25 protein-coding genes and 2 tRNA genes are annotated in these 20770 nt (G+C 67.3%); 15 read left to right on the top strand and 12 right to left on the bottom strand.

Annotated elements, in window-relative coordinates:
- Window positions 1-84: 84 nt before the first annotated feature.
- Entirely contained in the window at window positions 85-396 is a 312-nt protein-coding gene (locus ABUA37_RS00840; protein ID WP_349897208.1) for a DUF7882 family protein, read from the top strand.
- 27 nt (window positions 397-423) lie between these two features.
- Here the strand turns inward: ABUA37_RS00840 and ABUA37_RS00845 are convergent, their stop codons facing one another.
- The gene (locus ABUA37_RS00845; RefSeq protein WP_349897209.1) at window positions 424-735 is read right to left on the bottom strand and encodes a hypothetical protein; all 312 of its coding nucleotides are present in this window, start codon (window positions 733-735) and stop codon (window positions 424-426) included.
- Window positions 736-902: 167 nt separating this feature from the next.
- Here ABUA37_RS00845 and ABUA37_RS00850 point away from each other — a divergent pair, with 167 nt between their 5' ends.
- The 3 genes from ABUA37_RS00850 to ABUA37_RS00860 all read left to right on the top strand — a co-directional run bounded on the left by ABUA37_RS00850 (window position 903) and on the right by ABUA37_RS00860 (window position 2418).
- Window positions 903-1214, top strand: a complete 312-nt coding sequence (locus ABUA37_RS00850; protein ID WP_349897210.1) for a DUF7882 family protein — start codon at window positions 903-905, stop codon at window positions 1212-1214.
- Between the two features lie 91 nt (window positions 1215-1305).
- Window positions 1306-1566, top strand: coding sequence for a hypothetical protein (locus tag ABUA37_RS00855; protein WP_349897211.1), 261 nt, complete (start codon window positions 1306-1308; stop codon window positions 1564-1566).
- 63 nt (window positions 1567-1629) lie between these two features.
- A complete protein-coding gene (locus ABUA37_RS00860) occupies window positions 1630-2418 on the top strand; it encodes a hypothetical protein (protein ID WP_349897212.1) in 789 nt (262 codons plus the stop codon).
- A 74-nt stretch (window positions 2419-2492) separates the two neighbouring features.
- Here ABUA37_RS00860 and ABUA37_RS00865 read toward each other — a convergent pair.
- The 3 genes from ABUA37_RS00865 to ABUA37_RS00875 all read right to left on the bottom strand — a co-directional run bounded on the left by ABUA37_RS00865 (window position 2493) and on the right by ABUA37_RS00875 (window position 3186).
- Window positions 2493-2568, bottom strand: a tRNA-Arg gene (locus tag ABUA37_RS00865).
- A gap of 42 nt (window positions 2569-2610) precedes the next feature.
- Window positions 2611-2871, bottom strand: a complete 261-nt coding sequence (locus ABUA37_RS00870; protein ID WP_349897213.1) for a thioredoxin domain-containing protein — start codon at window positions 2869-2871, stop codon at window positions 2611-2613.
- Window positions 2872-2907: 36 nt separating this feature from the next.
- Window positions 2908-3186 (bottom strand): oligoribonuclease, encoded by a 279-nt coding sequence (locus tag ABUA37_RS00875; protein ID WP_349897214.1) that lies wholly within the window; start codon window positions 3184-3186, stop codon window positions 2908-2910.
- A gap of 84 nt (window positions 3187-3270) precedes the next feature.
- Between ABUA37_RS00875 and ABUA37_RS00880 the strand changes: the two genes are divergently transcribed.
- The 4 genes from ABUA37_RS00880 to ABUA37_RS00895 all read left to right on the top strand — a co-directional run bounded on the left by ABUA37_RS00880 (window position 3271) and on the right by ABUA37_RS00895 (window position 5795).
- Window positions 3271-3705, top strand: coding sequence for a MarR family winged helix-turn-helix transcriptional regulator (locus ABUA37_RS00880; RefSeq protein WP_349897215.1), 435 nt, complete (start codon window positions 3271-3273; stop codon window positions 3703-3705).
- Window positions 3705-4940 (top strand): MFS transporter, encoded by a 1236-nt coding sequence (locus ABUA37_RS00885; RefSeq protein WP_349897216.1) that lies wholly within the window; start codon window positions 3705-3707, stop codon window positions 4938-4940. The genes ABUA37_RS00880 and ABUA37_RS00885 overlap by 1 nt, the downstream gene beginning before the upstream one ends.
- 49 nt (window positions 4941-4989) lie before the next feature.
- Window positions 4990-5610 carry an oligoribonuclease gene (orn, locus tag ABUA37_RS00890; protein WP_349897217.1) on the top strand — a complete coding sequence of 207 codons (621 nt, stop codon included), beginning with the start codon at window positions 4990-4992 and terminating at the stop codon, window positions 5608-5610.
- 109 nt (window positions 5611-5719) lie between these two features.
- Window positions 5720-5795: transfer RNA gene (locus ABUA37_RS00895), tRNA-His, on the top strand.
- Between the two features lie 43 nt (window positions 5796-5838).
- Here ABUA37_RS00895 and ABUA37_RS00900 read toward each other — a convergent pair.
- Window positions 5839-6303: a MarR family winged helix-turn-helix transcriptional regulator gene (locus tag ABUA37_RS00900; RefSeq protein WP_349897218.1), complete on the bottom strand. Its 465-nt coding sequence runs from the start codon at window positions 6301-6303 to the stop codon at window positions 5839-5841.
- 79 nt (window positions 6304-6382) lie between these two features.
- Here ABUA37_RS00900 and ABUA37_RS00905 point away from each other — a divergent pair, with 79 nt between their 5' ends.
- Genes ABUA37_RS00905 through ABUA37_RS00920 form a run of 4 tightly spaced genes read left to right on the top strand, consistent with a single transcriptional unit; the run spans window position 6383 to window position 8129 of the window.
- Entirely contained in the window at window positions 6383-6958 is a 576-nt protein-coding gene (locus ABUA37_RS00905) for an NADPH-dependent FMN reductase (RefSeq protein WP_349897219.1), read from the top strand.
- Between the two features lie 33 nt (window positions 6959-6991).
- A complete protein-coding gene (gene clpS, locus ABUA37_RS00910; RefSeq protein WP_349897220.1) occupies window positions 6992-7276 on the top strand; it encodes an ATP-dependent Clp protease adapter ClpS in 285 nt (94 codons plus the stop codon).
- Complete coding sequence (locus tag ABUA37_RS00915) at window positions 7273-7776, top strand: DUF2017 family protein (RefSeq protein ID WP_349897221.1); 504 nt, start codon at window positions 7273-7275, stop codon at window positions 7774-7776. The genes clpS and ABUA37_RS00915 overlap by 4 nt, the downstream gene beginning before the upstream one ends.
- Window positions 7773-8129: a metallopeptidase family protein gene (locus tag ABUA37_RS00920; RefSeq protein WP_349897222.1), complete on the top strand. Its 357-nt coding sequence runs from the start codon at window positions 7773-7775 to the stop codon at window positions 8127-8129. The genes ABUA37_RS00915 and ABUA37_RS00920 overlap by 4 nt, the downstream gene beginning before the upstream one ends.
- A gap of 45 nt (window positions 8130-8174) precedes the next feature.
- On the opposite strand, the gene ABUA37_RS00925 is transcribed toward ABUA37_RS00920, so the two are convergent.
- The 5 genes from ABUA37_RS00925 to ABUA37_RS00945 all read right to left on the bottom strand — a co-directional run bounded on the left by ABUA37_RS00925 (window position 8175) and on the right by ABUA37_RS00945 (window position 12334).
- On the bottom strand, window positions 8175-8750 hold the full coding sequence (locus tag ABUA37_RS00925; protein ID WP_349897223.1) for a nucleoside/nucleotide kinase family protein: 576 nt from the start codon (window positions 8748-8750) through the stop codon (window positions 8175-8177).
- Window positions 8743-9525 (bottom strand): energy-coupling factor transporter transmembrane component T family protein, encoded by a 783-nt coding sequence (locus ABUA37_RS00930; RefSeq protein ID WP_349897224.1) that lies wholly within the window; start codon window positions 9523-9525, stop codon window positions 8743-8745. Before ABUA37_RS00930 ends, ABUA37_RS00925 begins: the two co-directional genes overlap by 8 nt.
- Window positions 9522-11063, bottom strand: coding sequence for an ABC transporter ATP-binding protein (locus tag ABUA37_RS00935; protein WP_407075339.1), 1542 nt, complete (start codon window positions 11061-11063; stop codon window positions 9522-9524). Before ABUA37_RS00935 ends, ABUA37_RS00930 begins: the two co-directional genes overlap by 4 nt.
- Window positions 11063-11698: an ECF transporter S component gene (locus ABUA37_RS00940; protein ID WP_349897227.1), complete on the bottom strand. Its 636-nt coding sequence runs from the start codon at window positions 11696-11698 to the stop codon at window positions 11063-11065. Before ABUA37_RS00940 ends, ABUA37_RS00935 begins: the two co-directional genes overlap by 1 nt.
- 183 nt (window positions 11699-11881) lie before the next feature.
- Window positions 11882-12334: a nitroreductase family deazaflavin-dependent oxidoreductase gene (locus ABUA37_RS00945; RefSeq protein ID WP_349897228.1), complete on the bottom strand. Its 453-nt coding sequence runs from the start codon at window positions 12332-12334 to the stop codon at window positions 11882-11884.
- Window positions 12335-12418: 84 nt separating this feature from the next.
- On the opposite strand from ABUA37_RS00945, the gene glgX reads away from it, so the two are divergent.
- From glgX to treZ, 3 genes are read left to right on the top strand one after another with little or no spacing between them, the layout of a single operon-like run.
- Entirely contained in the window at window positions 12419-14611 is a 2193-nt protein-coding gene (glgX, locus tag ABUA37_RS00950; RefSeq protein WP_349897229.1) for a glycogen debranching protein GlgX, read from the top strand.
- On the top strand, window positions 14611-16956 hold the full coding sequence (treY, locus tag ABUA37_RS00955) for a malto-oligosyltrehalose synthase (RefSeq protein ID WP_349897230.1): 2346 nt from the start codon (window positions 14611-14613) through the stop codon (window positions 16954-16956). The genes glgX and treY overlap by 1 nt, the downstream gene beginning before the upstream one ends.
- Window positions 16957-17012: 56 nt before the next feature.
- On the top strand, window positions 17013-18758 hold the full coding sequence (gene treZ, locus ABUA37_RS00960; protein ID WP_349897869.1) for a malto-oligosyltrehalose trehalohydrolase: 1746 nt from the start codon (window positions 17013-17015) through the stop codon (window positions 18756-18758).
- A gap of 39 nt (window positions 18759-18797) precedes the next feature.
- On the opposite strand, the gene dinB is transcribed toward treZ, so the two are convergent.
- The gene (gene dinB, locus ABUA37_RS00965) at window positions 18798-20051 is read right to left on the bottom strand and encodes a DNA polymerase IV (protein WP_349897231.1); all 1254 of its coding nucleotides are present in this window, start codon (window positions 20049-20051) and stop codon (window positions 18798-18800) included.
- 42 nt (window positions 20052-20093) lie between these two features.
- Window positions 20094-20732, bottom strand: a complete 639-nt coding sequence (locus ABUA37_RS00970; protein WP_349897232.1) for a M23 family metallopeptidase — start codon at window positions 20730-20732, stop codon at window positions 20094-20096.
- Between the last annotated feature and the right edge of the window lie 38 nt (window positions 20733-20770).

The raw sequence follows: 20770 nt of genomic DNA on the forward strand, positions 1-20770 counted from the left end.
AATGTCAAGTACACTCGCATTCGGATAAATGGGCCGTACGCTTAGCTGGATGGCCCTGTCGGCCCCACTACGCGAAAGAGAAACATGGGCAAGCTTGTCTACGGCGCTGCCGCGGTCGAGGTCGAATTCGACGACCGCGCACTTCTTCACCTTCAGATCGTGATCGCGAACAAGTTGCGCCTCGGTGAGAGCTTCATGTTCAGCTGGCGAGACGACACGTCCATCGGGGACGGCCGGTCGACGGTGTGGATCGACCGGAGCATCCCGCTGCACTTCAAGTTTTACGGCAGCAAGGTGCCCGCCGTGAATCCGGAATGGCTCGAAGCCCTCGGGGCCTCGGCTAACAGCGGCACTGGCCTGCTCTTGACACCCGAGCCGAACGGTCCCGGCTCGTAGCGGTTGGCATCCACCGCTGTAGCAGCGCTAGTTCGGGTATTCGGGCAGCGGCTGGATGTCCGAGGGCATGCCCTTGCCTCCCACGGGAACGAAGGTCGGGATCGGGAACCTCTGCCGCTCCTCCTCGCTGGAGACGCCATCCGCGTAGCCGCTATGCAACTGAGTTGCCGGGCCGAGCAGAATGGTGCGGCTGACGATCTTGCCGTCCTTTTCCAGCACCGGAATCTCGATGCTCACACTGGTGCCCGCACGAATCACGTATTGCGCATAATTGAGGAGTGCGTCCGCAACGGCGCTGCCGGTCAGCAGCACCTCCCCCGCGTAAGTTACACGTCTCATCCACCCAAACTAACGACACTGTGTCAAGGGGCGCCACCCCTTGCGCACACAGGAGGGACGTGTATGAGAAGAGCGGCCCCGCGCTAGACAAACGCTGCCCTCTGCGCCGATTCGCGCGGCCCCCACGCTATTCTGGAGGACACTCGACATCCGAAGGCAGGAATCACATGGGAACAATTTTCTACGGCGACGCGCGGTACCCGGTTCCGGTGGAGGACCGCGCCCTGGCTCACCTGAAAAGTGTGATCGTGGCCAGACTGCGCCGTGGAGAGTCGTGCACCTTCTCGTGGCATCCCGAGGGTCAGGAGCACCGCGAGACCATCTGGCTCGCCCAGTACATCCCGCTCAACTTCGTCTTCGAGACCGCGACTCGTCCGCGTCTGAACCGCAACTGGATCGAGCTCATGATGCAGGCCGCGGCCAGCCCCTCGGGCCTGTATGAGATGCCCGAGCCGCCGGACGACGACGCTCAGGCCTAGTCCGCACCCTGCCGCAGGCTCGACTGTCGGTGGGTGCTCATAGTGTCGTCGTGTCCCATTAGATCGGCCGGCTTCACCAGAGAGACGTTCCATGACCACCTTGGCTTTCGTCGACGACAGTTTCACCCGCACCCCTCTCGTTCGCCCCGGCATCTGCATGCTGCAGGTACACGACGAACTCTGGCGACTCACCAGGCCAGACGGGGATGTGCTCGGCTATATCGAACGCTTCACGGAGCCCCGCGGCGAACGATTCCGCGCCAAGCGGCTGAACTCGCTTCGGCGACGCTTCCTCGTGCTCGGAGAGTTCTGGAGCATCGACGACGCGATCGATTGCTTCCGTTTCAACTGACATAGTTCGAGACTCGCCCCGCTGCTCGCCCTCACTCGGCGACCGCGGGGTTAGTGTGCCCACATGCAGTGGTGGAATAACTTCGTTGACTGGTTCAGTTCTGACGACGGGTGGCGCGTCTTCTCGACCGCGATCCTGCCGTTCATCGCGATCGTCGTGGCGGGCGTCATCGCGGCCGCAATCGGGCGGGCATCCACCCGTCGCGTCATTGCGCTGAGCGATCGAGAGGTGCGGATTGCGGCCGTGACGACGCTGCTCTCGGCGGCACGGCGCGCGTCGATCTGGAACACACTTTCCGCCGGCGAGCAGCCCGCTGCCGACCAGGCTGCGATCGATGCGGAGATCCGCCTGCGCCTGCTCGGAGTGCCCGGGGCGGCCCTCGCTTCGGAGTGGACGGCCCACGAGATCGCCGACATGAAGCGCAATTCCGTGTCGTTCAGCTTCCAGGCCGAGCAGACCCTGCTCGTGGTGCGTGACCGCCTCATCGAGTGGCAGGCGCGCCCGTCGCGGGCCAAACGTCTCTTCAAGAACGACCTCGACACGTGGGCGTACGAGACGTCGCTGAGCGACCAGGATCTCGTCCACCAGCAGAAGGCCTGGTCGGCCCAGCAGACCGCGGCTCCCACCGGCCCGACGGCAACCTCAGCGACCGGCTCTTCGTCCGAGAAGACGTCGAGTTCAAGCGCGCCAACGGCGGCGCCGCGCACCTCACTCGCGCCGTCACTCTCTGAGCCGGAGGTGCGCGCCAGCACGCCATCCGAGCCCGTGCGGGAAGAGTTCGTGTCGCGACCCGTCGCCGCAACCGACGTCAGCAAGCGCATCGCTCCCCCGGAGGAAGACCCGGCTCTCTGAGCCACGGTCTTGGTGCCCCCGGCAGGATTCGAACCTGCGACCAAGAGATGAGAAGCACCGCGAGGTCTCGTGCGTGGTGCCCCCGGCAGGATTCGAACCTGCGACCAAGAGATTAGAAGGCTCCTGCTCTATCCCCTGAGCTACGGAGGCGGGGAAGCGGTTAAGGATACCCCAGGGCCTCGTGTGACCGGCTCAGACAGCCTTGGCGAACGCCGCGAGCACCTGGTTCACGGTGGGCACCCCTTCGGCGCGGAAGACCTCGTCCCCGTCGTCCGTGCAGACGATCACGGTGGGGGTCGATCGGATGCCGGCGCGCTCCGCTTCCTTCGCATCGCGCACGATATCGAGTTCGGCGATCTTCGCGGCGGGCACAAGCCTCGCGGCCTCGGCGAGAGCCGCGCGCGTGATCATGCAGGGTTCACAGAAGGCCGACGCGAAGAAGATTGCTTGCACGATAGGCCTAACCGCTCCCGCCGCCGAAGGATTCCCCTACTGCCTGCCGCCGCGGTCTTCCGGGTCTTCGACGGGCTCGCTGTCGGCAGCGTCGAAGGTGTAGGTCACCTGGTACTGGCCGCCGATTTCGCGCCACTCCCCCGCGTTGTAGTCGATCAGCGTCTCCTTGCCGTCGACAGCGGTGATGACGGTGATCTCGCTGTCCCAGCTGCCGTCCGTGCTGATTCGTGTGTCGGTGCGCCCGTCGTTGGGGCCGCCCTTGTAAAGCACGATGTACTCGTCGCCGCGGGTGAGGGTGGGGGTGTCGTCGCTCATGGTCTCATTCTCGCATTGGATGTCGAGAAGACGCCGACATCGGATACATAACCTAGCTATATAGATTGGTTATATAGTTAAGCAATGGCAAACGTGAACACTCTCATCCACGAGGTCATCGTAGCGGCACATCGACTCACCAGAATCGCGGCCCAGTCCACCGGTAGCACGACGCCCGCGGCCGTGTGGAGCACACTCTCGATCCTCAGCACGGACGGCCCCCTCCGCATAGGCGATCTTGCCAGGGCGGGGCGCGTCAGTCAGCCGAGCATGACGAAGCTGCTGCACCAGCTCGTCGAAGACGAGCTCGTCTATCGAATCGCGGACGTTGACGACTCGCGCGCCTGGCTCATCGACATCGGTCCCAAGGGAATCGCCGCGCTCGAGGCCTGGCGAGTGCGACTCGGCGAGGAGCTCGGGCCGCTCTTCGCAGACCTCAGCCCGGAGGAGACCGCGACCCTGCAAGACGCGGCGCGCATCCTGACCACACGTACGAACACGAACAGGAAGGCGGCCTGATGGCCACGCACGGCACCGAATCGACCGGGAGCATCCTCAAACAGCCGAAACAGGTGTGGGCCGTGGGCTTCGCCTGCGTCATCGCCTTCATGGGCATCGGCCTGGTCGACCCGATCCTCCCGGCGATCGCGGACAAGCTCAACGCAACGCCCACCGAGACGGAGCTGCTCTTTACGAGCTATCTGCTCATCACCGGGCTCGCGATGCTCGTCACCAGCTGGATCTCGAGCCGCATCGGTGCCAAGCGCACGCTGATGATCGGGCTCGCACTCATCGTGATCTTCGCCTTCGCTGCCGCGCTGAGCGGTAACGTCGAGATGATCATCGGCTTCAGAGCCGGATGGGGGCTCGGCAACGCGCTGTTCATCTCGACCGCACTCGCGACGATCGTGGGTGCCGCCAGCGGTGGCACCTCATCCGCGATCATCCTGTATGAGGCGGCTCTAGGCCTCGGCATCGCGATCGGTCCGCTGCTCGGTGGCCTTCTCGGCAGCATCAGTTGGCGCGGACCGTTCTTCGGCACCGCCATCCTCATGGCCATCGGCTTCGTCGCGATCGTCGTGCTGCTAGGCAAGGACGACGCTGCCGAGCGCGTTCCCGTCAAGTTCTCGGCGCCGTTCCGTGCGCTCGGCAACCCGGCCCTCGCCGTGCTTGCCGCGGCCGCGCTGTTCTACAACATCGGTCTCTTCGTGCTGCTGGCGTACACGCCGTTCCCGCTGCACATGAACGCGATCGGGCTCGGGTTCACCTTCTTCGGATGGGGCGTCGCGGTAGCGGTCACGTCGGTCTGGGTCGCTCCCCTGCTCACCGCGGCCATGAAGCGTACGACCGTGCTGGTCGTGGTCCTGCCGCTGCTCGCTCTCGACCTGGTAGCCGCGGGCCTGTTCATCAGTTCACAGCTCGGCCTCGTGATCTCGGTCATCGTGGGAGGCCTGCTGCTCGGCGTGCTCAACACGGTGCTCACCGAGTCCGTGATGGAGGCGACGGACCTGCCGCGCTCGGTGGCGTCATCCGCCTATTCGGCCGTGCGGTTTCTGGGTGGTGCGGCCGCGCCGCCGCTCGCCGCAGAGCTCGCGAAGATCTTCCTGCCGCAGACGCCGTACTACTTCGCCGCCGGATCGGTGCTCGTCGCGACCATCATCGTGCTGTGCGGCGCCAGACTCCTGTCTCGCGTCAACGGCGGTGCTGAGCCCGCGATCGTCGAGGCGGAGGCGATCGGTGTTGGCGATGCGTGACGGCGCCGCGTCGCACGGCGAGGCCCGACGCCGGAGATAGGATCGAAAAATGCCCAACAACACTGACCGTCTCGTCTGGATCGACTGCGAAATGACGGGACTGGATGTGGGGATCGACGAGCTCGTCGAGGTGGCCGTCGTCATCACCGACTTCGAACTGAACATTCTCGATCCGGGATTCGACATCGTCATCAAGCCGGCGCAGGCGGCGATGGACAACATGGGCGAGTTCGTGCGCACGATGCACACCGAGTCCGGTCTTCTCGAGGCGATCCCCGACGGGGTGACTCTGGCCGAGGCGGAAACCGCCGTGCTCGACTACATCAAGACCCTCGTGCCCGGTGAAAAGCAGGCACCACTCGCGGGTAACACGATCGGCACGGATCGCACCTTCCTCGCGAAGTACATGCCGCTCGTCGATGGCCACCTGCACTACCGCAGCGTCGATGTCTCGTCGATCAAGGAACTCTCCCGCCGCTGGTTCCCCCGCGTCTACTTCAACGCCCCGGCGAAGAACGGCGGACACCGGGCCCTCGCGGACATCCTCGAGTCGATCCGCGAACTCGAGTACTACCGCCGCGCCGTGTTCACCGCAGATCCGGGCCCGAGCACGGACCAGGTTCAGGCGATCTCGGCCGAGGTGATCGAGGGATTCGCCAAGCACCTGTGACGCCGCCGCGGGCAGTCACGACAGCGCGGGCACCGCGCCGTGAGAGGGTGACCACAATCACCCTCGGGCTGTATTAGACTCGTCAGGCTGCCTCCTAGAGGTCGGTATGGTGGTCGTAGCTCAGTTGGTAGAGCGCTGGCTTGTGGAGCCGGATGCCGCGGGTTCGAGCCCCGTCGATCACCCCAGTTTTCACCACAGGAATGGCCTCGCTTCGTGCGGGGCCATTTCTCATGTGCGAGCGTCCCGCGCCGAACTCAGGGTCTGCTCGCTCCAGGCCCGGATGGCCTCGACCTGACCGACGGTCGCACGATCAAAGAAAAGGCGACGCACGTTCGTGTCGTGCACGCGAACGGCCGCAGCGGCTATCTCTCTGCCTTCGCGGCTCAGGCTGATGGCGGTTCTGCGACCGGGTGCTCCTGACTCGGCTCGCGAGACGAAGCCGCGTCGCTCCATCCGGCTGAGCAGATGCGAGACGCGGCTCTTCTCCCAGCGGAGAGTCGTGGCGAGATCTCCGACCCGAAGCGTCGCTTCCGGCGCATCCTGCAAAGTGAGAAGGATGCTGAACTCCGCCTTCGACACTCCCACCTCCGCCTGCAGGGAACGGTCGACCTCGGCGGCGAGCGCTCGCTGCGCCTCCATCCAGGTGCGCCACAACTCCCACTCTGATGCGGAAAGTGTGCGCGTCTCGGACATGAGGAGAGTCTAGGCCTGATGAGTTGACACGACAACTCTTGCAACCTAGAGTTGACGCATCAACTCAAGGAAGGCTCCCGTGTCCCCTCGCATCGCAATCATTCTCGGCAGCACTCGGCCCGGGCGTCGTGGCGAGTCGCTCGCCTCCTGGCTCCTGACAGCGGCAAGGAGCCACGGTGGAGCGGACTTCTCGCTCGTGGATCTCGCCGACCATCCGCTCGGCAATCTCGACGAACCGGGCAATCCAGCACACGGTCGCTACTCGCACCAGCACACGCACGACTGGTCGCACCTCATCGACGGCTTCGACGGATTCGTGTTTGTCGTGCCCGAGTACAACCACTCGATTCCCGGGGCGCTGAAGAACGCCCTCGACTACGTGTACCGGGAGTGGAACAACAAGGCTGCGGGCATCGTCAGCTACGGCGGATGGGCGGCGGGGGTGCGCGCCGCGGAGGCGCTTCGACTCATCCTCGCCGAGCTGCAGGTGGCGACCGTGCGGGCCCAGCCGGCGGTCGACACGCACACCGGCTTCGAACCGCAGGGCTTCGTGCCACCCGCGGCATTGCCTGCCGCGGTCGATACGATGCTCGACCAGCTCATCCCGTGGTCTCGCGCCCTCGGCGCGGTGCGGGCGGAGCAGCCCAGCGGATGAGCCACACCGGCCGCCATGTGTCAGGCTGGAGTCATGCCCCAGACTCTCGAGCGCACAGAATTGCGTGAGCAGACGGTCATCGAGACCCCGTGGGTCACGATCGTGTGGAACGACCCGGTCAACCTCATGAACTACGTCTCGTACGTGTTCCGCAGTTACTTCGGCTTCTCCCGCGAGGAGGCCGACCGACGGATGCTGCAGGTGCACAACGACGGACGCTCGGTCGTTGCGACCGGGCCGCGCGAGGAGATGGAACGCCACGTCGAGGCGATGCACGGCTACGGACTGCTCGCGACAGTCGCCAGGGCCGACTCGTGAGGGCATTCCGCCCCGAGCCGGACGGCACGATCTCGGCCGAACTGACCATCGACGAGGTCGCAATTCTTCTCGACCTCGCCTCGCAATTCTCCGAACTGCTGCGCCAGCGCCCCGCGGACGACGCGGCGCTCGACCGCCTGCTCCCCGACGCCTATCCGGATGACGGCGAGGCTTCCGCGGAATTCAGGCGATTCACCGCGGATGGCCTCGTCGATCGCAAACTCGCCACGGCATCCGTGCTGCTCGCGTCGATTCGAGACGCCGTCGCGGAGACGGCGGCGGCGGGAGCCGGGCAGGAGCAGGACACGCTGCTGCGTCTCGACGCGGCAGCCGCGCAGTCCTGGCTGACGGCGATCGGCGACCTGCGGCTGACGATCGCGTCGCGGCTAGGAATCGAAGAGGACGGCGACGCCGGCGATCCAGGCGAGGCGATGACCGAGGTCTACGACTGGCTGGGCTTCGTGCAGGGCTCTCTCGTCGATGCGCTGGATGGTGCATGAGCGTGCACGACGTCGATGCCGAGGAGTTCGAACGGCTCGTGATCGCCGAACTCGACCTGCTGCCCGACGACATGATGGACGGGCTGGAGAACGTGTCGTTCACGGTCGAAGACCTGCCGGACGACGGCAACGAGCACCTGCTCGGGCTCTATCACGGCATCGCGCTCACCGAGCGCGACAACTACGGCTACGGCGAGCTACCCGACCTCATCACGCTCTACCGGGTGCCCCTGCTGGCGGTGAGCCGCGACCTTGAGGAGCTCAAGCGCGAGATACACGTGACCCTCGTGCACGAGATCGGCCACTTCTACGGGCTCGACGACGACGCGCTGCACCATCTCGGCTGGGCCTGAGGCTCACGGTTCCTCGCGCCACACCCTTCGTCGCCGCGTGCGAACTCAGGCGCCGGCGACCGTGCGGCCGTCGACGACGAAGTCGGCGAGAGACCGCGGATGTTCGCGACCGATGAACTCGCGCTCCTGAGCCGCCCAGCGGTCCCAGAACGGCCGGTAGGCCTCTCCGTCGCGGGCAAGCGCACGACGCTTGCGTTCCTGCGAGTCGAGCTCCACCCAGAGAGCGAAACTGGCCAACGCACGATGGGAACGGCTCAGGGCGCCGCAGCCCTCGATGAGCACGGGGCGCGACGCGTCGACCGGGTGCCATTCGGCAGGGGCATCCGCGGTCCAGTCCCAACGCTGCCAGCGCGCCTCTGCGCCGCGCGCGAGCGGCTCGAGCACGTTCTCGCGCAATTGCTCGCTCGCCGCCTCGAGCCCGTCCCAGCCAGGGTAGATGTCCTCCAGGCGCACCAGGGACACCCCGCCCGGATAGGCCGCCGCGATCGCGACGGCGAGCGTCGTCTTGCCCGAGCCGGAGCGGCCGTCGAGCAACACGACGGGGCGGGCGGCGGATGCGGCGATGCGGTGCACGAGCGCGTCGACATCCGCGGGCACGGCATTCGGGTCGGCGTCAGGCAAGCACGAACTCCCAGCTCCCGAGCGAGACCGCGACCGCGATCGCGATCACCGCGATGGCCACACCGATGCCGATCATGAACAGTTCGCGAGCGCCGAAGGGCGACGGGCGGGCCCAACTCCTTGGGATGTCGGAGCCGAAACCCTTCGCCTCCATCGCCGTGGCGAGCTTGCTGCCGCGGCGCACCGCGATGACGAGCAGCGCGAAGGCCTGACCACCGAAGCGGCGTACCCGGCCGCTGTCGCCCACCCCGCGCGCGCGACGCGCGAAGGCGAGCTGCCGCCAGTCCTCGATGAGTACTCCTACGAGGCGCAGCGCGGCAAGGCCGCCGAGGACGAAGCGCGAGGGCAGACGCAGCACCTGGCTCAGCCCATCCGCCAGGTCAGTCGGGTCGGTCGTGGCAAACAGCACGATGCCCGGCAGGCCGATCGCGAGGATGCGCAGCGCGATCGCCACGCCGAGCGTGAGGGAACCGTCGGTCACGCTCACGAAGCCGAGCTGCCACAGGATCGCACCGTCGTCGCGGCCGTACAGCACAGTTGTGATTCCCGCGAGGGGGGCGGCGATCCAGAGCGGTGCGGTGCGCAGGGCCAACGTGCGCAGGCTCAGTCCACCCCAGAACAGCAGAACGGCCTCAAGACCGAGCGCCACCGCCGCCGAAATCCAGTCGATGGAGAGCAGCAGGGCGACGCTCAGGATCACCGCTGCCAGAAGCTTCGCGACGGGATTGATCCTCGCGACCGCAGACGCGGCGATGGTGGGCGTGACCACGCTCATCGGCTGACCACCGCGGCCGTTGCGCCGAGGAACGCCGAGTGCGCCCCGAGTCTCGGTTCGAGACGCAGCTCCACGTCGGCGAGCGCGTCGACGAAGTCGGCATCGTGAGTGACGGCCACGACGGCGCTCCCCGCTTCGAGCAGTTCCGCGAGCAGTGCGACCAGCTCCTGCCAGGTGCGAGAATCCTGCCCGAAGGTGGGCTCGTCGAGCACGAGCACTCGCGGAGCCGTGGCGAGCACGGTGGCCACCGAGAGCCGCCGCTTCTCGCCGCCGGAGAGGGTGAAGGGGTTCGCCCCGGCGAGCGCGTCGAGCCGCAGTCGCGCCAGCAGCCGATCGACCCGCTCGGACACCTCGGCATCGGCGAGCCCCAGGGCTCGCGGGCCTATCGCCAGCTCGGCGCGCACCGTGGCCGCCAAAAACTGGTGCTCGGGGTTCTGGAACACGGTGCCGATGCGGGTGAGCAACTGGCGCGACTTCCACGCGTGCGGGTGCGGTCCCGCGCCGCCGGCGAGCGAGTCACTCGCCTCGACAGAGCCGGATGCCGGCGGCAGCAGTCCCGCGAGCGTGAGAGCGAGGGTGGATTTTCCCGCCCCGTTCACCCCTGTGATCGCGGTGGCGAGCCCAGCGTCGACGGACAGGGCGATGCCCGCGGTCTGGACCTCGGCATCCGGCTGCCTGCGGCGAGCAGGGCGCCCGATGCCGAGGGAGGCCGCGGTGAGGAGGTTGTCACGGGCTGGCGCGGTGCCCGGCACGCGCGAGGGCAGGCGCGGGGGGAACCCGGGCACCCACACCCCGGCGGCGGCGAGCCGCTCCCCCTCGGCGGACAGCACTCTGCCCGTCGGCCCGTCGGCAAGAATGCCGCCGCCGGCGCCCAGCACGATCACACGGTCCACGAGGTCGGCCCACACCGAGACCCGGTGTTCGATCACGACGAGGGTCGTCATCCGGTCCTCGACGGCGCGGGCCACCGAGTCGCGCACCTCCGCGATGCCCTCGGGGTCGAGATTGGCGGTCGGCTCGTCGAGCAGGAGCAGCCCCGGCCGCATCGCGAGCGCGCCCGCGAGGGCGAGGCGCTGCTTCTGGCCGCCGCTCAGCGAGGAACTGGGGTGATCGAGGGGAAGGCCGAGCCCGACAGCGTCGAGAGCGGAGCCGACCCGGCGCCAGATCTCCTCCCGCGGAAGACCGAGGTTCTCGCATCCGAAGGCCACGTCGTCACCGACGCGGGCGAGCACGACCTGCGAGTCCGGGTCCTGCAGCACGAGGCCCGTTCGACCGCGCGCCTCCGCCGGCGGTCGTCCGTCGACCAGAAGTTCGCCCTCCTGGTCTCCGTCGTCGTCTCCGCCGAGTACGCCGGCCAGGGCGCTCAGCAGCGTCGACTTGCCCGCTCCGGATGCGCCGAGCAGCAGCACCCGCTCCCCCGGTTCGATCTCGAAGTCGAGCCCGGAGACGGCGGGTCGCAGCCGCCCAGCGTGGCGCCAGCCCCACCCGCGGGCGCTGACGAGAGCGCCCGCGGAGGGGGAACCGGAAGACGGCACGATCAGACCGCTGCGGTGCTCTCGCGCCCCGCGGCGAATCTACTGAGCGCGCCCGTCTTCGCGAGCCCGCGCACGGCCAGCCAGGAGAGCAACCCCGCGAGGAGGATGCCCGAGACCACCGCCGAGAAGAAGTAGATGAGTTTGAAGCCGAATTCGAGCGCCGCATAGCTCGTGAAGCTCGTGTCGAGGATGCCCACGGCAACCCCGGCGCCCGCGCCCGCGATGAGTGCTGCCCCCAGACGCCAGCTGCCGTAGAGGAAGATCGCGAAGACGAGCTCGGCGCCGAGTCCCTCGATGAAGCCCCAGATCAGGGTCGAGAAGCCCCATTGCGTGCCGATGAGCGCGGAGACGACCGCCGCGACGAGTTCGGTGAAGAGCGCAGCGCCGGGCTTGCGGATGACGAGACCGCCGAGAACGCCCGCGAAGAGCCATCCGCCCGCGAGCAGCCCCTCAAGGCCGGGCGTGAACGAGAGAAGGCCGCTGAGCGGGGTCCAGGCGAGACCCCAGGCCCAGAAGATGATGCCGCTCGCGACGCCGAGCACGCTCGCCACGACGATGTCGACCACCCGCCAGCGGTAGGTCGCGCGTCTCGCGAGAGGGGTTGGCGTTTCGGTGGTTGTGGTTGTGGTTGTCTGCACTTGTCGTGCCCTTTCGGTGAAAGAGGGCACGGGTGCGGGTTGCGACAGGATGTACGCGACCCGGAGAGAATGCCTCCCTGCGCTGGCATGATCCAGATCAGGTTCGACGGTCGAAGCTTGGAGAAGCTTCCTCTCAGCCCGGCTCACCGGACTCCCGTGTTCACTGCCGAGTATAGTCGCGGGCTACTCCACCGGTTCGAGGATGACGACCGGGATCTCGCGATCCGTCTTCAGTTGATAATCCGCGTAATCGGGGTAGATCCCGACCATCTTGTCCCACAGCGCGGGCTTCTCCTCCGCCGTCGCGGTGCGGGCGATCGCCGTCATCACGCGGTCCTTCACCTGGATGCGCACCTCGGGATTCGCCTTCAGGTTGAGGTACCAGATCGGATGCTTCGGGGCGCCGCCCATGGACGCCACGACCAGGTAGTTTCCGTCGACCTCACCGCAGATGAGCGCTGTGCGCTGCCAGAGGCCGGACTTGCGTCCCTTCACCGTGAGGAGCAGCAGCGGGGTTCCGCCACGAAAGTCGGGCTCCTCGCCGTTGGTCTCGAGATAGGCGCTGATCTGTTTCGCCACCCAGGGGGTGGGGCTGTCGATGGGGTTATCCGGGCTGGATCCGGCAGGTTCAGTCATCTTCCCAGCCTAACTTCGTAGTATTGCGCCGGAGGTTCTACCCCCGTAAGGGTGTCAGTTCGACCCTCCCGGACGAGGAGAACGATGGAAACCTGGCCAGGAACCGCCTACCCGCTTGGTGCCACTTTCGATGGCAGCGGCACCAACTTCGCGCTGTTCAGCGAGGCTGCGGAGAGGGTTGAGTTGTGCCTCTTCGACGAAGACCGCACCGAAACCAGGGTGGAACTGCTCGAGGTCGACGCCTTCGTCTGGCACGCCTACCTGCCGCAGGTTCAGCCAGGACAGCGCTACGGCTACCGGGTCTACGGCCCTTACGAGCCCGAGAAGGGCCTGCGCTGCAACCCCAATAAGCTGCTGCTCGACCCCTATGCCAAGGCCACCTGTGGCGATATCGACTGGGAACCGGCGCTGTTCTCCTACAACTTCGGCGATCCGCTCTCCCGCAACGACGAGGACTCCGCCGCGCACATGATGCTCGGGGTCGTGGTGAACCCGTTCTTCGACTGGGCCGGGGACCGGCATCCGCGCGTGCCATACAACGAGAGCGTCATCTACGAGGCGCACGTCAAGGGACTGACCCAGCTACATCCGGATATCCCGGAGGAGCAGCGCGGAAGCTACGCGGGTCTCGCGCATCCGGCCATCGTGGAACACCTGCAACGCATTGGTGCCACGGCGATCGAACTGATGCCGGTGCACCAGTTCGTGCAGGACTCCGGCCTGCTCGAGAAGGGTCTGCGCAACTACTGGGGCTACAACACCATCGGATTCTTCGCGCCGCAGAACAGCTACTCCTCCACCGGCGACCTCGGTCAGCAGGTGCAGGAGTTCAAGGGCATGGTGCGCGCGATGCACAACGCGGGCATCGAGGTCATCCTCGACGTGGTCTACAACCACACCGCCGAGGGTAACCATCTCGGCCCGACGCTGTCGTTCAAGGGGATTGACAACGCCGCCTACTACCGGCTCATGGATGACGACCCGCAGTACTACATGGACTACACGGGCACCGGGAACTCCTTCAACGTGCGGCACCCGCACTCTCTGCAGCTGATCATGGATTCGCTGCGCTACTGGGTCACCGAGATGCACGTCGATGGCTTCCGCTTCGATCTTGCCTCCACCCTCGCCCGCGAGTTCTACGACGTCGACAAGCTGTCGACCTTCTTCGAGCTCGTGCAGCAGGATCCGATCGTCTCGCAGGTCAAGCTCATCGCCGAGCCGTGGGACGTCGGCCCCGGCGGTTACCAGGTCGGAAATTTCCCGCCGCAGTGGACGGAGTGGAACGGAAAGTATCGCGACACCGTGCGCGACTTCTGGCGCGGCGAGCCGGCCACCCTCGACGAGTTCGCGTCACGATTCACCGGATCGGCCGACCTCTACGAGCGGGACGGCAGGCGCCCGGTCGCATCCATCAACTTCGTCACCGCTCACGACGGATTCACCCTCGCCGACCTCGTCTCCTACAACGAGAAGCACAACGAGGCCAACGGCGAAGACAATAACGACGGCGAATCGCACAACCGCTCCTGGAACTCCGGCGTCGAGGGACCCACGGATGACCCTGCCGTGCTCTCCCTGCGCGCCAGGCAGCAGAGAAATTTCCTCGCGACGCTGCTGCTCTCCCAGGGCGTGCCGATGATCCTGCACGGGGACGAGCTCGGCCGCACCCAGCAGGGCAACAACAACACCTACGCACAGGACTCCGAGCTCACCTGGGTGCACTGGGACACGGCTGACCAGCCGCTCATCGAATTCGTCGCGGCGCTCGCGCGACTGCGGCAGGAGCATCCCACCTTCCGCAGGAAGCAGTTCTTCGACGGACGTCCGGTGCGCAGGACAGAGGGCGAACCGCTGCCCGACATCACCTGGTTCACACCGAGTGCCGAGGAGATGGGACCCGAGGATTGGGAGGCCGGCTTCGGCCGCTCGATCGGCGTCTTCCTCGACGGCGAGGGCATCCCCGGCAGGGACGGCCGCGGCGAACGCATCGTCGACGTGAACTTCCTGCTGCTGTTCAACGCGCACGACGACGTGGTCGAGTTCACCCTGCCGCCCGAGGTGTATTCGCCATCGTGGGAGGTCGTGGTGGACACCGCCGGCGTCGCCGCCGATGCGACCCCTCGTGCGGCCGGCGACACGCTGCCGGTTCAGGCGAAGTCGCTCGTCGTGTTGCGCACCTGGGCACGAGTGGAGGCCGAACCCGACCACTCGGTTGCGGCGTCGCTCATCGCACTCGCGAACGGCAGCACCGCTGCCGTTCCGGAGGAGGCCTGATGCGACTCCCCCGCTCCACCTACCGCCTGCAGGTCACGGCCGATTTCGACCTCGGCAAGGTCGCCGATATCGCCGACTACGTGCACCAGCTCGGTGCCGACTGGCTCTACCTGTCGCCGCTGCTCAAGGCTGAGGCGGGTTCGAATCACGGCTATGACGTCATCGACCCGAGCCTCGTCGACCCGGCCAGGGGTGGCCGCGAGGGCCTGGAAACGGTGGCCGCGGCGGCGCGGGAACGCGGGCTCGGCATCCTCATCGACATCGTGCCCAACCACATGGGTGTTGCGAGCGCCGCGGCTAACGCCTGGTGGTGGGACGTGCTCGGCCACGGTCGCGAGTCGCGCTTTGCAGAGGCATTCGACATCGACTGGGAATTCGGGGGCGGCAGGGTGCGCATTCCGGTGCTCGGCAGTGACTCGGGCGAAGAGCTCGACGCGCTCAGCATCGTGGACGGCGAGCTGCGCTACTACGACAACCGCTTCCCCATTGCGCCCGGCACTGCCGACGACGGGGCATCGGCGCGGGACGTGCACGATCGCCAGCACTACGAGCTCGTTGACTGGCGCAGAGCGGATGCCGAGCTCAATTACCGGCGGTTCTTCGCCGTGAACACCCTGGCCGCCATTCGCGTCGAGGTGCCCTGGGTCTTCGACGAGTCGCATGTGGAGATCGCCCGGTGGATCAGGGACGGGCTCGCGGACGGGCTGCGCGTCGACCATCCGGACGGTCTCGCCGACCCCGGTGGCTACCTCGACGCCCTTGCCGAGGCGACGGATGGAACCTTCGTGGTGGTCGAGAAGATCCTCGAGGACGATGAGCGGCTTCCCACCGCTTGGGCGGCAGCGGGCACGACGGGCTACGACGCTCTCGCCGACATCGACCGGCTGTTCGTCGACCCGGCTGGCCAGGCCGGTCTCGATGCTCTCGACGCGCGGCTGCGGGCGAGCGACGAGCCACCCTCGTGGTCCGCGCTCATCCACGACACCAAGCGAGCGGTTGCCGACGGTATCCTGCGCAGCGAGGTTCTGCGCCTCGAGCGCGACCTCGGCGCGAGCGTTTCTGTGGCGAAGGCCGACGCGCACGGTGCCATCTCAAGCACGGCAGACGCCATCGCGGAGCTGCTCGCCTGCTTTCCCGTGTACCGCTCCTACCTCCCGCTCGGGCGCGACAAGCTGACCGAGGCGGCCGAGCTCGCGAAGCAGCACCGGCCGGAGCTCGCCAGCGAGATCGACGCGTTGCTGCCGATTCTCGGTGACCCATCGCAACCGGCGGCCATTCGCTTTCAGCAGACCTCGGGCATGGTCATGGCCAAGGGCGTGGAGGACTGCGCCTTCTACCGCTACACGCGCCTCGGCTCGCTCACCGAGGTGGGCGCGGACCCCGCGGAGTTCTCGATCGAGGTCGACGAGTTTCACCGCCGGCAGGAGCTGCGCCAGGCCGGCTTCCCGGCCTCGCTCACGACGCTCTCCACGCACGACACCAAGCGCGGCGAAGACGTGCGGGCACGCATCAGCGTGCTGAGTGAGATCCCCGAGGAGTGGGATGCCGCACTCATGACGCTGCGCGATATCGCGCCGCTCGGAGACGGCCCGCTCGAGAGCCTGCTCTGGCAGGCGATTCTCGGGGCCTGGCCCGCGAGCCGTGAGCGACTTCACGCCTACGCGGAGAAGGCGGCGAGGGAGGCGGGAGACTCGACCGGCTGGAACGCGCCGGGCGAGGACTTCGAACGCCGGATGCACGCCCTGGTCGACGCCGCATTCGACGAGCCGCGCGTGGCGGAGGTGCTCAACGGGCTGCTCGAGCGCGTGGTCGCGCCCGGGTGGAGCAACTCACTCGCCGCGAAACTCGTGCAGTTGACCGCGCCGGGCATTCCCGACGTCTATCAGGGCAGCGAGCTGTGGGAGCAGTCGCTCGTGGATCCGGACAACCGCAGGACCGTCGACTTCGACCTTCGCAGGCTGTATCTGACCGCGATCGACGAGGGTGATCTGCTGCCGCCGGTGGATGAGACCGGTGCGGCCAAGCTGCTGATCACCTCGCGCGCCCTGCGCCTGCGCCGCGACCGTCAGGAGCTTTTCACGCGTTACGCTGCCCTACCCTCCTTCGGCGAGGCGGCCGGTCATGCCATCGCGTTCGACCGCGGCGACGCCATCACCATCGCCACACGACTGCCGCTCGGCCTCGCGGCCCGGGGCGGATGGGGCGACAGCACGGTGGAAGTCTCAGGCAGGCCGCTGACCGACGTGCTCACCGGGCGCCGCTTCGAGGGTGGAGCGCTACCGCTCGCGGACGTGCTCTCGCGCTACCCCGTCGCGCTCCTCATCCCGAGCACGGAATCGACATGAACGACCCAGGGGGTAATGGCATGGGAACGAACGACACGGGGGTGGATGCGATGAGCATGAACGACACGGACGTGAATGACGCGCACACGAACGGCTTCGAGGTGTGGGCGCCGCGCGCGCGCAAGGTGACGCTGCTCGCGGGCGGACTGCCGCATCCGATGGAGGCCACCGAGGACGGCTGGTGGCGTGCGCAAGCCGCCGGTGACGACTACGGCTTCCTGCTCGATGACGCGGAGAAGCCGGTGCCCGATCCTCGATCGCGGCGGCAGCCGGAGTCGGTGCACGGTCTCTCCCGGATGTTCGACGCGAGCGCGTTCCGGTGGACGGACGGGGACTGGAAGGGACGCCAGCTGGCCGGAGGCGTGATCTACGAACTGCACCTCGGCACCTTCACGCCGGAGGGCACGCTCGACGCCGCCATCGGCAAGCTCGACCACCTCGTGAAGCTCGGTGTCGCCTTCGTGGAACTGCTGCCCGTGAACGCATTCAATGGCACACATAACTGGGGCTACGACGGGGTGCTGTGGTTCGCCGTACACGAGAACTACGGCGGTCCCGAGGCGTACCAGCGCTTCGTCGACGCCTGCCACGCTCGCGGCCTCGCGGTGATCCAGGATGTCGTCTACAACCACCTCGGTCCGAGCGGCAACTACCTCCCGCTCTTCGGTCCGTATCTGCGGGAGGAGAGCTCAAACACCTGGGGCGCCTCCGTCAACCTCGACTCCCCTGAGGTGCGCCGCTACATCCTCGACAACGCGCTCATGTGGATGCGCGACTACCACGTCGACGGATTACGGCTTGACGCGGTTCACGCCTTGGTCGACGAGAGCCCCAAGCACATCCTGCAGGAACTCGCCGAAGAGGCGGATGCGCTGAGCGCCTTCCAGGGGCGCCCGCTCAGCCTCATCGCAGAGTCCGACCTCAACGATCCGAAGCTCGTGACGCCTCGCGAGGCCGGCGGGTACGGCCTCACCGCGCAGTGGAGCGACGACTTCCACCACGCCGTACACGTGGCCGTCACCGGTGAGACGAGCGGGTACTACGCCGACTTCGCGCCGCTCTCCGCGCTCGAGAAGGTGCTCACGCGCGGCTTCTTTCACGACGGCACCTGGTCGAGCTTCCGCGAGCGCGAGCACGGGCATCCGATCGACACGGAGACCATGCCGTCGTGGCGGCTCGTGGTCGCGAATCAGAACCACGACCAGATCGGCAATCGTGCCGCGGGCGACCGACTCACGGCCTCCCTCGACTACGGCCGCCTCGCGATCGCCGCGGTGCTGACGCTCGCTGGGCCGTTCACTCCCATGCTGTTCATGGGCGAGGAATGGGGAGCCTCGAGCCCCTGGCAGTTCTTTACCTCGCACCCCGAGCCGGAGCTCGGCGAGGTCACCGCGAAGGGACGCATCGCGGAGTTCGAGAAGATGGGCTGGGATCCGGCCGTCGTGCCGGACCCTCAGGACGCCGCAACGTTCGAACGGTCGAAACTCGACTGGTCGGAGCTCGAGGCTCCCGATCACGCGAAGCTCCTGGTCCTGTACAAGGCGCTCGCGCAATTGCGCCGCATTCGCCCGGAACTCACGGATCCGCGCTTCGGCCACAACTTCGTCGAGTACGACGCGGATGCCCGCTGGCTCGTGCTGCACCGCGGCGAGGTGTCGATCGTGGTGAACTTCGCCGACGATCCCGCCGCCGTCTCCTGCGCGGGCGCGATACTGCTGGTCACGGATGCCGGGGTCGTAGTGGAGGACGGCACGGTCACCATGCCCGCGCACTCCGCCGCCATTCTCGAGTCCGGTCGCTGAGCTTGTCGAGCGCCCTTCGACAAGCCCAGGTAACGCGGCCTAGTAGTCGATCCGATGCGCGTTCTGCGCGTCTCCGCGCGGCGCCTTGGCCTTGAGCAGCGAGGCGGGACCGAGTGAGCCGCGACCGAACCGCGCGCTGACCGCATCCATGGTGTCTTCGGCCTCTCGCCAGCCGTCGTCGGTCTCCCACAGGCCCAGCTGCTGGCCCGCGGCGGGTGCGAGCTGTTCCATCCGCACGCCGATCAGGCGAATCGGCTCGTCGGAGCCGAGCGCCTGGTAGATGGTGCTGGCCTCCTCGTAGATGCGCCTGCCCAGGTCCGTCGGCTCGGCGAGCGTGCGTGAGCGGGTGATCGTGCGGAAGTCGGAGAAGCGCAGCTTGAGCACGACGGTGCGGCCAACCCAGCCCGCCGTGCGCAGTCGCACCGCCACGGCGTTCGCCTGGCGCAGCAGTTCCCTGCGCAACCGTTCGCCGTCGCGCTCGTCCACCTCGAACGTGACCTCGTGTCCCACGCTCTTCTCCATGACGTCCGTCGTCACGTGCCGAGGGTCGATCCCGTTCGCCAGCTCGTGCAGCTTGCGACCGGAGGCCTCCCCCACGGCGCGCTGCAGCACAGCGAGCGGCGTGGCCGCAATCTCGCCGACCGTGCGTAGTCCCCGTTTGGTCAGCGCCTCCTCCATCGCGGTGCCGACTCCCCACAGCGCACCCACCGGCAACGGGTGCAGGAACGCGAGCGTCTGCTCCTTGGGGATCACGAGCATGCCGTCGGGCTTGGCGCGGCCCGAGGCGAGCTTTGCCACGAACTTGGTCGCGGCGGCACCCACGGAGCAGTTGAGCCTCGTCTCCTCGCGCACCCGGCGTCGCAGCAACTCACCGATCTCGGCTGGAGACCCGAGCAGGCTGCGAGCGCCCGCGACATCGAGGAAGGCCTCGTCGATGCCGAGTCGTTCCACGAGCGGCGTCATGTCGTCGAAGATCGCCATGACCTGATTCGAATAGTGGCGATACTTCTCGAAGTGCGGTTCGAGCACGACCGCCTGCGGGCAGAGCCGCATCGCACGGGAGAGCGGGATCGCCGAACGCACCCCGAACTTCCTGGCCGGATAGTTGGCCGCGGTGACGACGGAGCGCGCAGACCTGCCCGCCACGACCACCGGCACATTCGCGAGCTCAGGGCGGTCGAGAAGTTCGACAGAGGCGAAGAACGCGTCGAGGTCGACGTGCAGGATCGTGGCCGATGAGCTGTCGACGGATGCCGCGCTCACCTGCCGCTGGCTGCCATCCTGTCTGCCCATGCATCGAGGCTAACCCGCGGCACCGACCTCCGGTGCCGGGATTCAGCCGAGCTTCGCGTGCATCCAGGCGAGCGGGTCAACGGCGCGGCCGCCGCCGAGACGAATCTCAAAGTGCAGGTGCGCGCCGGTGCTCGCACCCGTGCTGCCGACGAGGCCGAGCACCTGACCCGCGTCCACCGCGTCGCCGACACGAAGGCGCATGGATCCGGTCTGCATGTGGCCGTACACGCTCGTGACGGCCTGACCGCCGATGATGTGCTGGATCCTCACGTGCACACCGAGCGCCCTGTAGCCGGCGGCGCTGGTCTCGACGACGACCCCGGCCGCGATGGCATGGACCGGTGCACCGTAACCGGCATCGAAGTCGACGCCCTCGTGGTAGCTCGAGCATCCGGAACACGGCGAGACCCGCGGGCCGAAGCCGTCTGCGATGCGGCTGCCGGGATTGACCGGCCATTGCAGGCCCGGAGCCGAGGTGATCGAATATGCGTCACGGCTCACCGCCGCCGCCTCGGCAGCGGCGGGCACCCTGAGGGTCTGCGAGGCGAGCGCGGGAGTACCCTGCGTCTCTTGCCCGTAGGCGGGTGCCGCGTATCCACCGGCAAGCAGCAGCGCCGTCAGGGCGGAACCGAGAGCGACCTTGCGCCGCACCGCTCGCAGCGCGTCGAGCGGACGCGGCAAGCGGAGGCTGCGCGGTGCGCGGCGGCTCTGGGCAGGGA

Origin of the sequence: Parafrigoribacterium soli, assembly GCF_040227235.1 — a bacterium.
Taxonomy (GTDB): Bacteria; Actinomycetota; Actinomycetes; order Actinomycetales; family Microbacteriaceae; genus Parafrigoribacterium_A; species Parafrigoribacterium_A soli.

Excerpts from the sequence above, each read along its gene's own strand:
- ABUA37_RS00860 (WP_349897212.1), top strand. The coding sequence starts at position 1,630 with ATGCAGTGGTGGAATAACTTCGTTGACTGGTTCAGTTCTGACGACGGG.
- ABUA37_RS00920 (WP_349897222.1), top strand. The coding sequence starts at position 7,773 with ATGAGCGTGCACGACGTCGATGCCGAGGAGTTCGAACGGCTCGTGATC.
- ABUA37_RS00855 (WP_349897211.1), top strand. The coding sequence starts at position 1,306 with ATGACCACCTTGGCTTTCGTCGACGACAGTTTCACCCGCACCCCTCTC.
- ABUA37_RS00930 (WP_349897224.1), bottom strand. The coding sequence starts at position 9,525 with ATGAGCGTGGTCACGCCCACCATCGCCGCGTCTGCGGTCGCGAGGATC.
- glgX (WP_349897229.1), top strand. The coding sequence starts at position 12,419 with ATGGAAACCTGGCCAGGAACCGCCTACCCGCTTGGTGCCACTTTCGAT.
- treZ (WP_349897869.1), top strand. The coding sequence starts at position 17,013 with ATGAACGACACGGACGTGAATGACGCGCACACGAACGGCTTCGAGGTG.
- ABUA37_RS00840 (WP_349897208.1), top strand. The coding sequence starts at position 85 with ATGGGCAAGCTTGTCTACGGCGCTGCCGCGGTCGAGGTCGAATTCGAC.
- clpS (WP_349897220.1), top strand. The coding sequence starts at position 6,992 with ATGCCCCAGACTCTCGAGCGCACAGAATTGCGTGAGCAGACGGTCATC.
- ABUA37_RS00900 (WP_349897218.1), bottom strand. The coding sequence starts at position 6,303 with ATGTCCGAGACGCGCACACTTTCCGCATCAGAGTGGGAGTTGTGGCGC.
- ABUA37_RS00885 (WP_349897216.1), top strand. The coding sequence starts at position 3,705 with ATGGCCACGCACGGCACCGAATCGACCGGGAGCATCCTCAAACAGCCG.
- ABUA37_RS00875 (WP_349897214.1), bottom strand. The coding sequence starts at position 3,186 with ATGAGCGACGACACCCCCACCCTCACCCGCGGCGACGAGTACATCGTG.
- ABUA37_RS00845 (WP_349897209.1), bottom strand. The coding sequence starts at position 735 with ATGAGACGTGTAACTTACGCGGGGGAGGTGCTGCTGACCGGCAGCGCC.
- ABUA37_RS00945 (WP_349897228.1), bottom strand. The coding sequence starts at position 12,334 with ATGACTGAACCTGCCGGATCCAGCCCGGATAACCCCATCGACAGCCCC.
- dinB (WP_349897231.1), bottom strand. The coding sequence starts at position 20,051 with ATGGGCAGACAGGATGGCAGCCAGCGGCAGGTGAGCGCGGCATCCGTC.
- ABUA37_RS00880 (WP_349897215.1), top strand. The coding sequence starts at position 3,271 with ATGGCAAACGTGAACACTCTCATCCACGAGGTCATCGTAGCGGCACAT.
- treY (WP_349897230.1), top strand. The coding sequence starts at position 14,611 with ATGCGACTCCCCCGCTCCACCTACCGCCTGCAGGTCACGGCCGATTTC.
- ABUA37_RS00850 (WP_349897210.1), top strand. The coding sequence starts at position 903 with ATGGGAACAATTTTCTACGGCGACGCGCGGTACCCGGTTCCGGTGGAG.
- orn (WP_349897217.1), top strand. The coding sequence starts at position 4,990 with ATGCCCAACAACACTGACCGTCTCGTCTGGATCGACTGCGAAATGACG.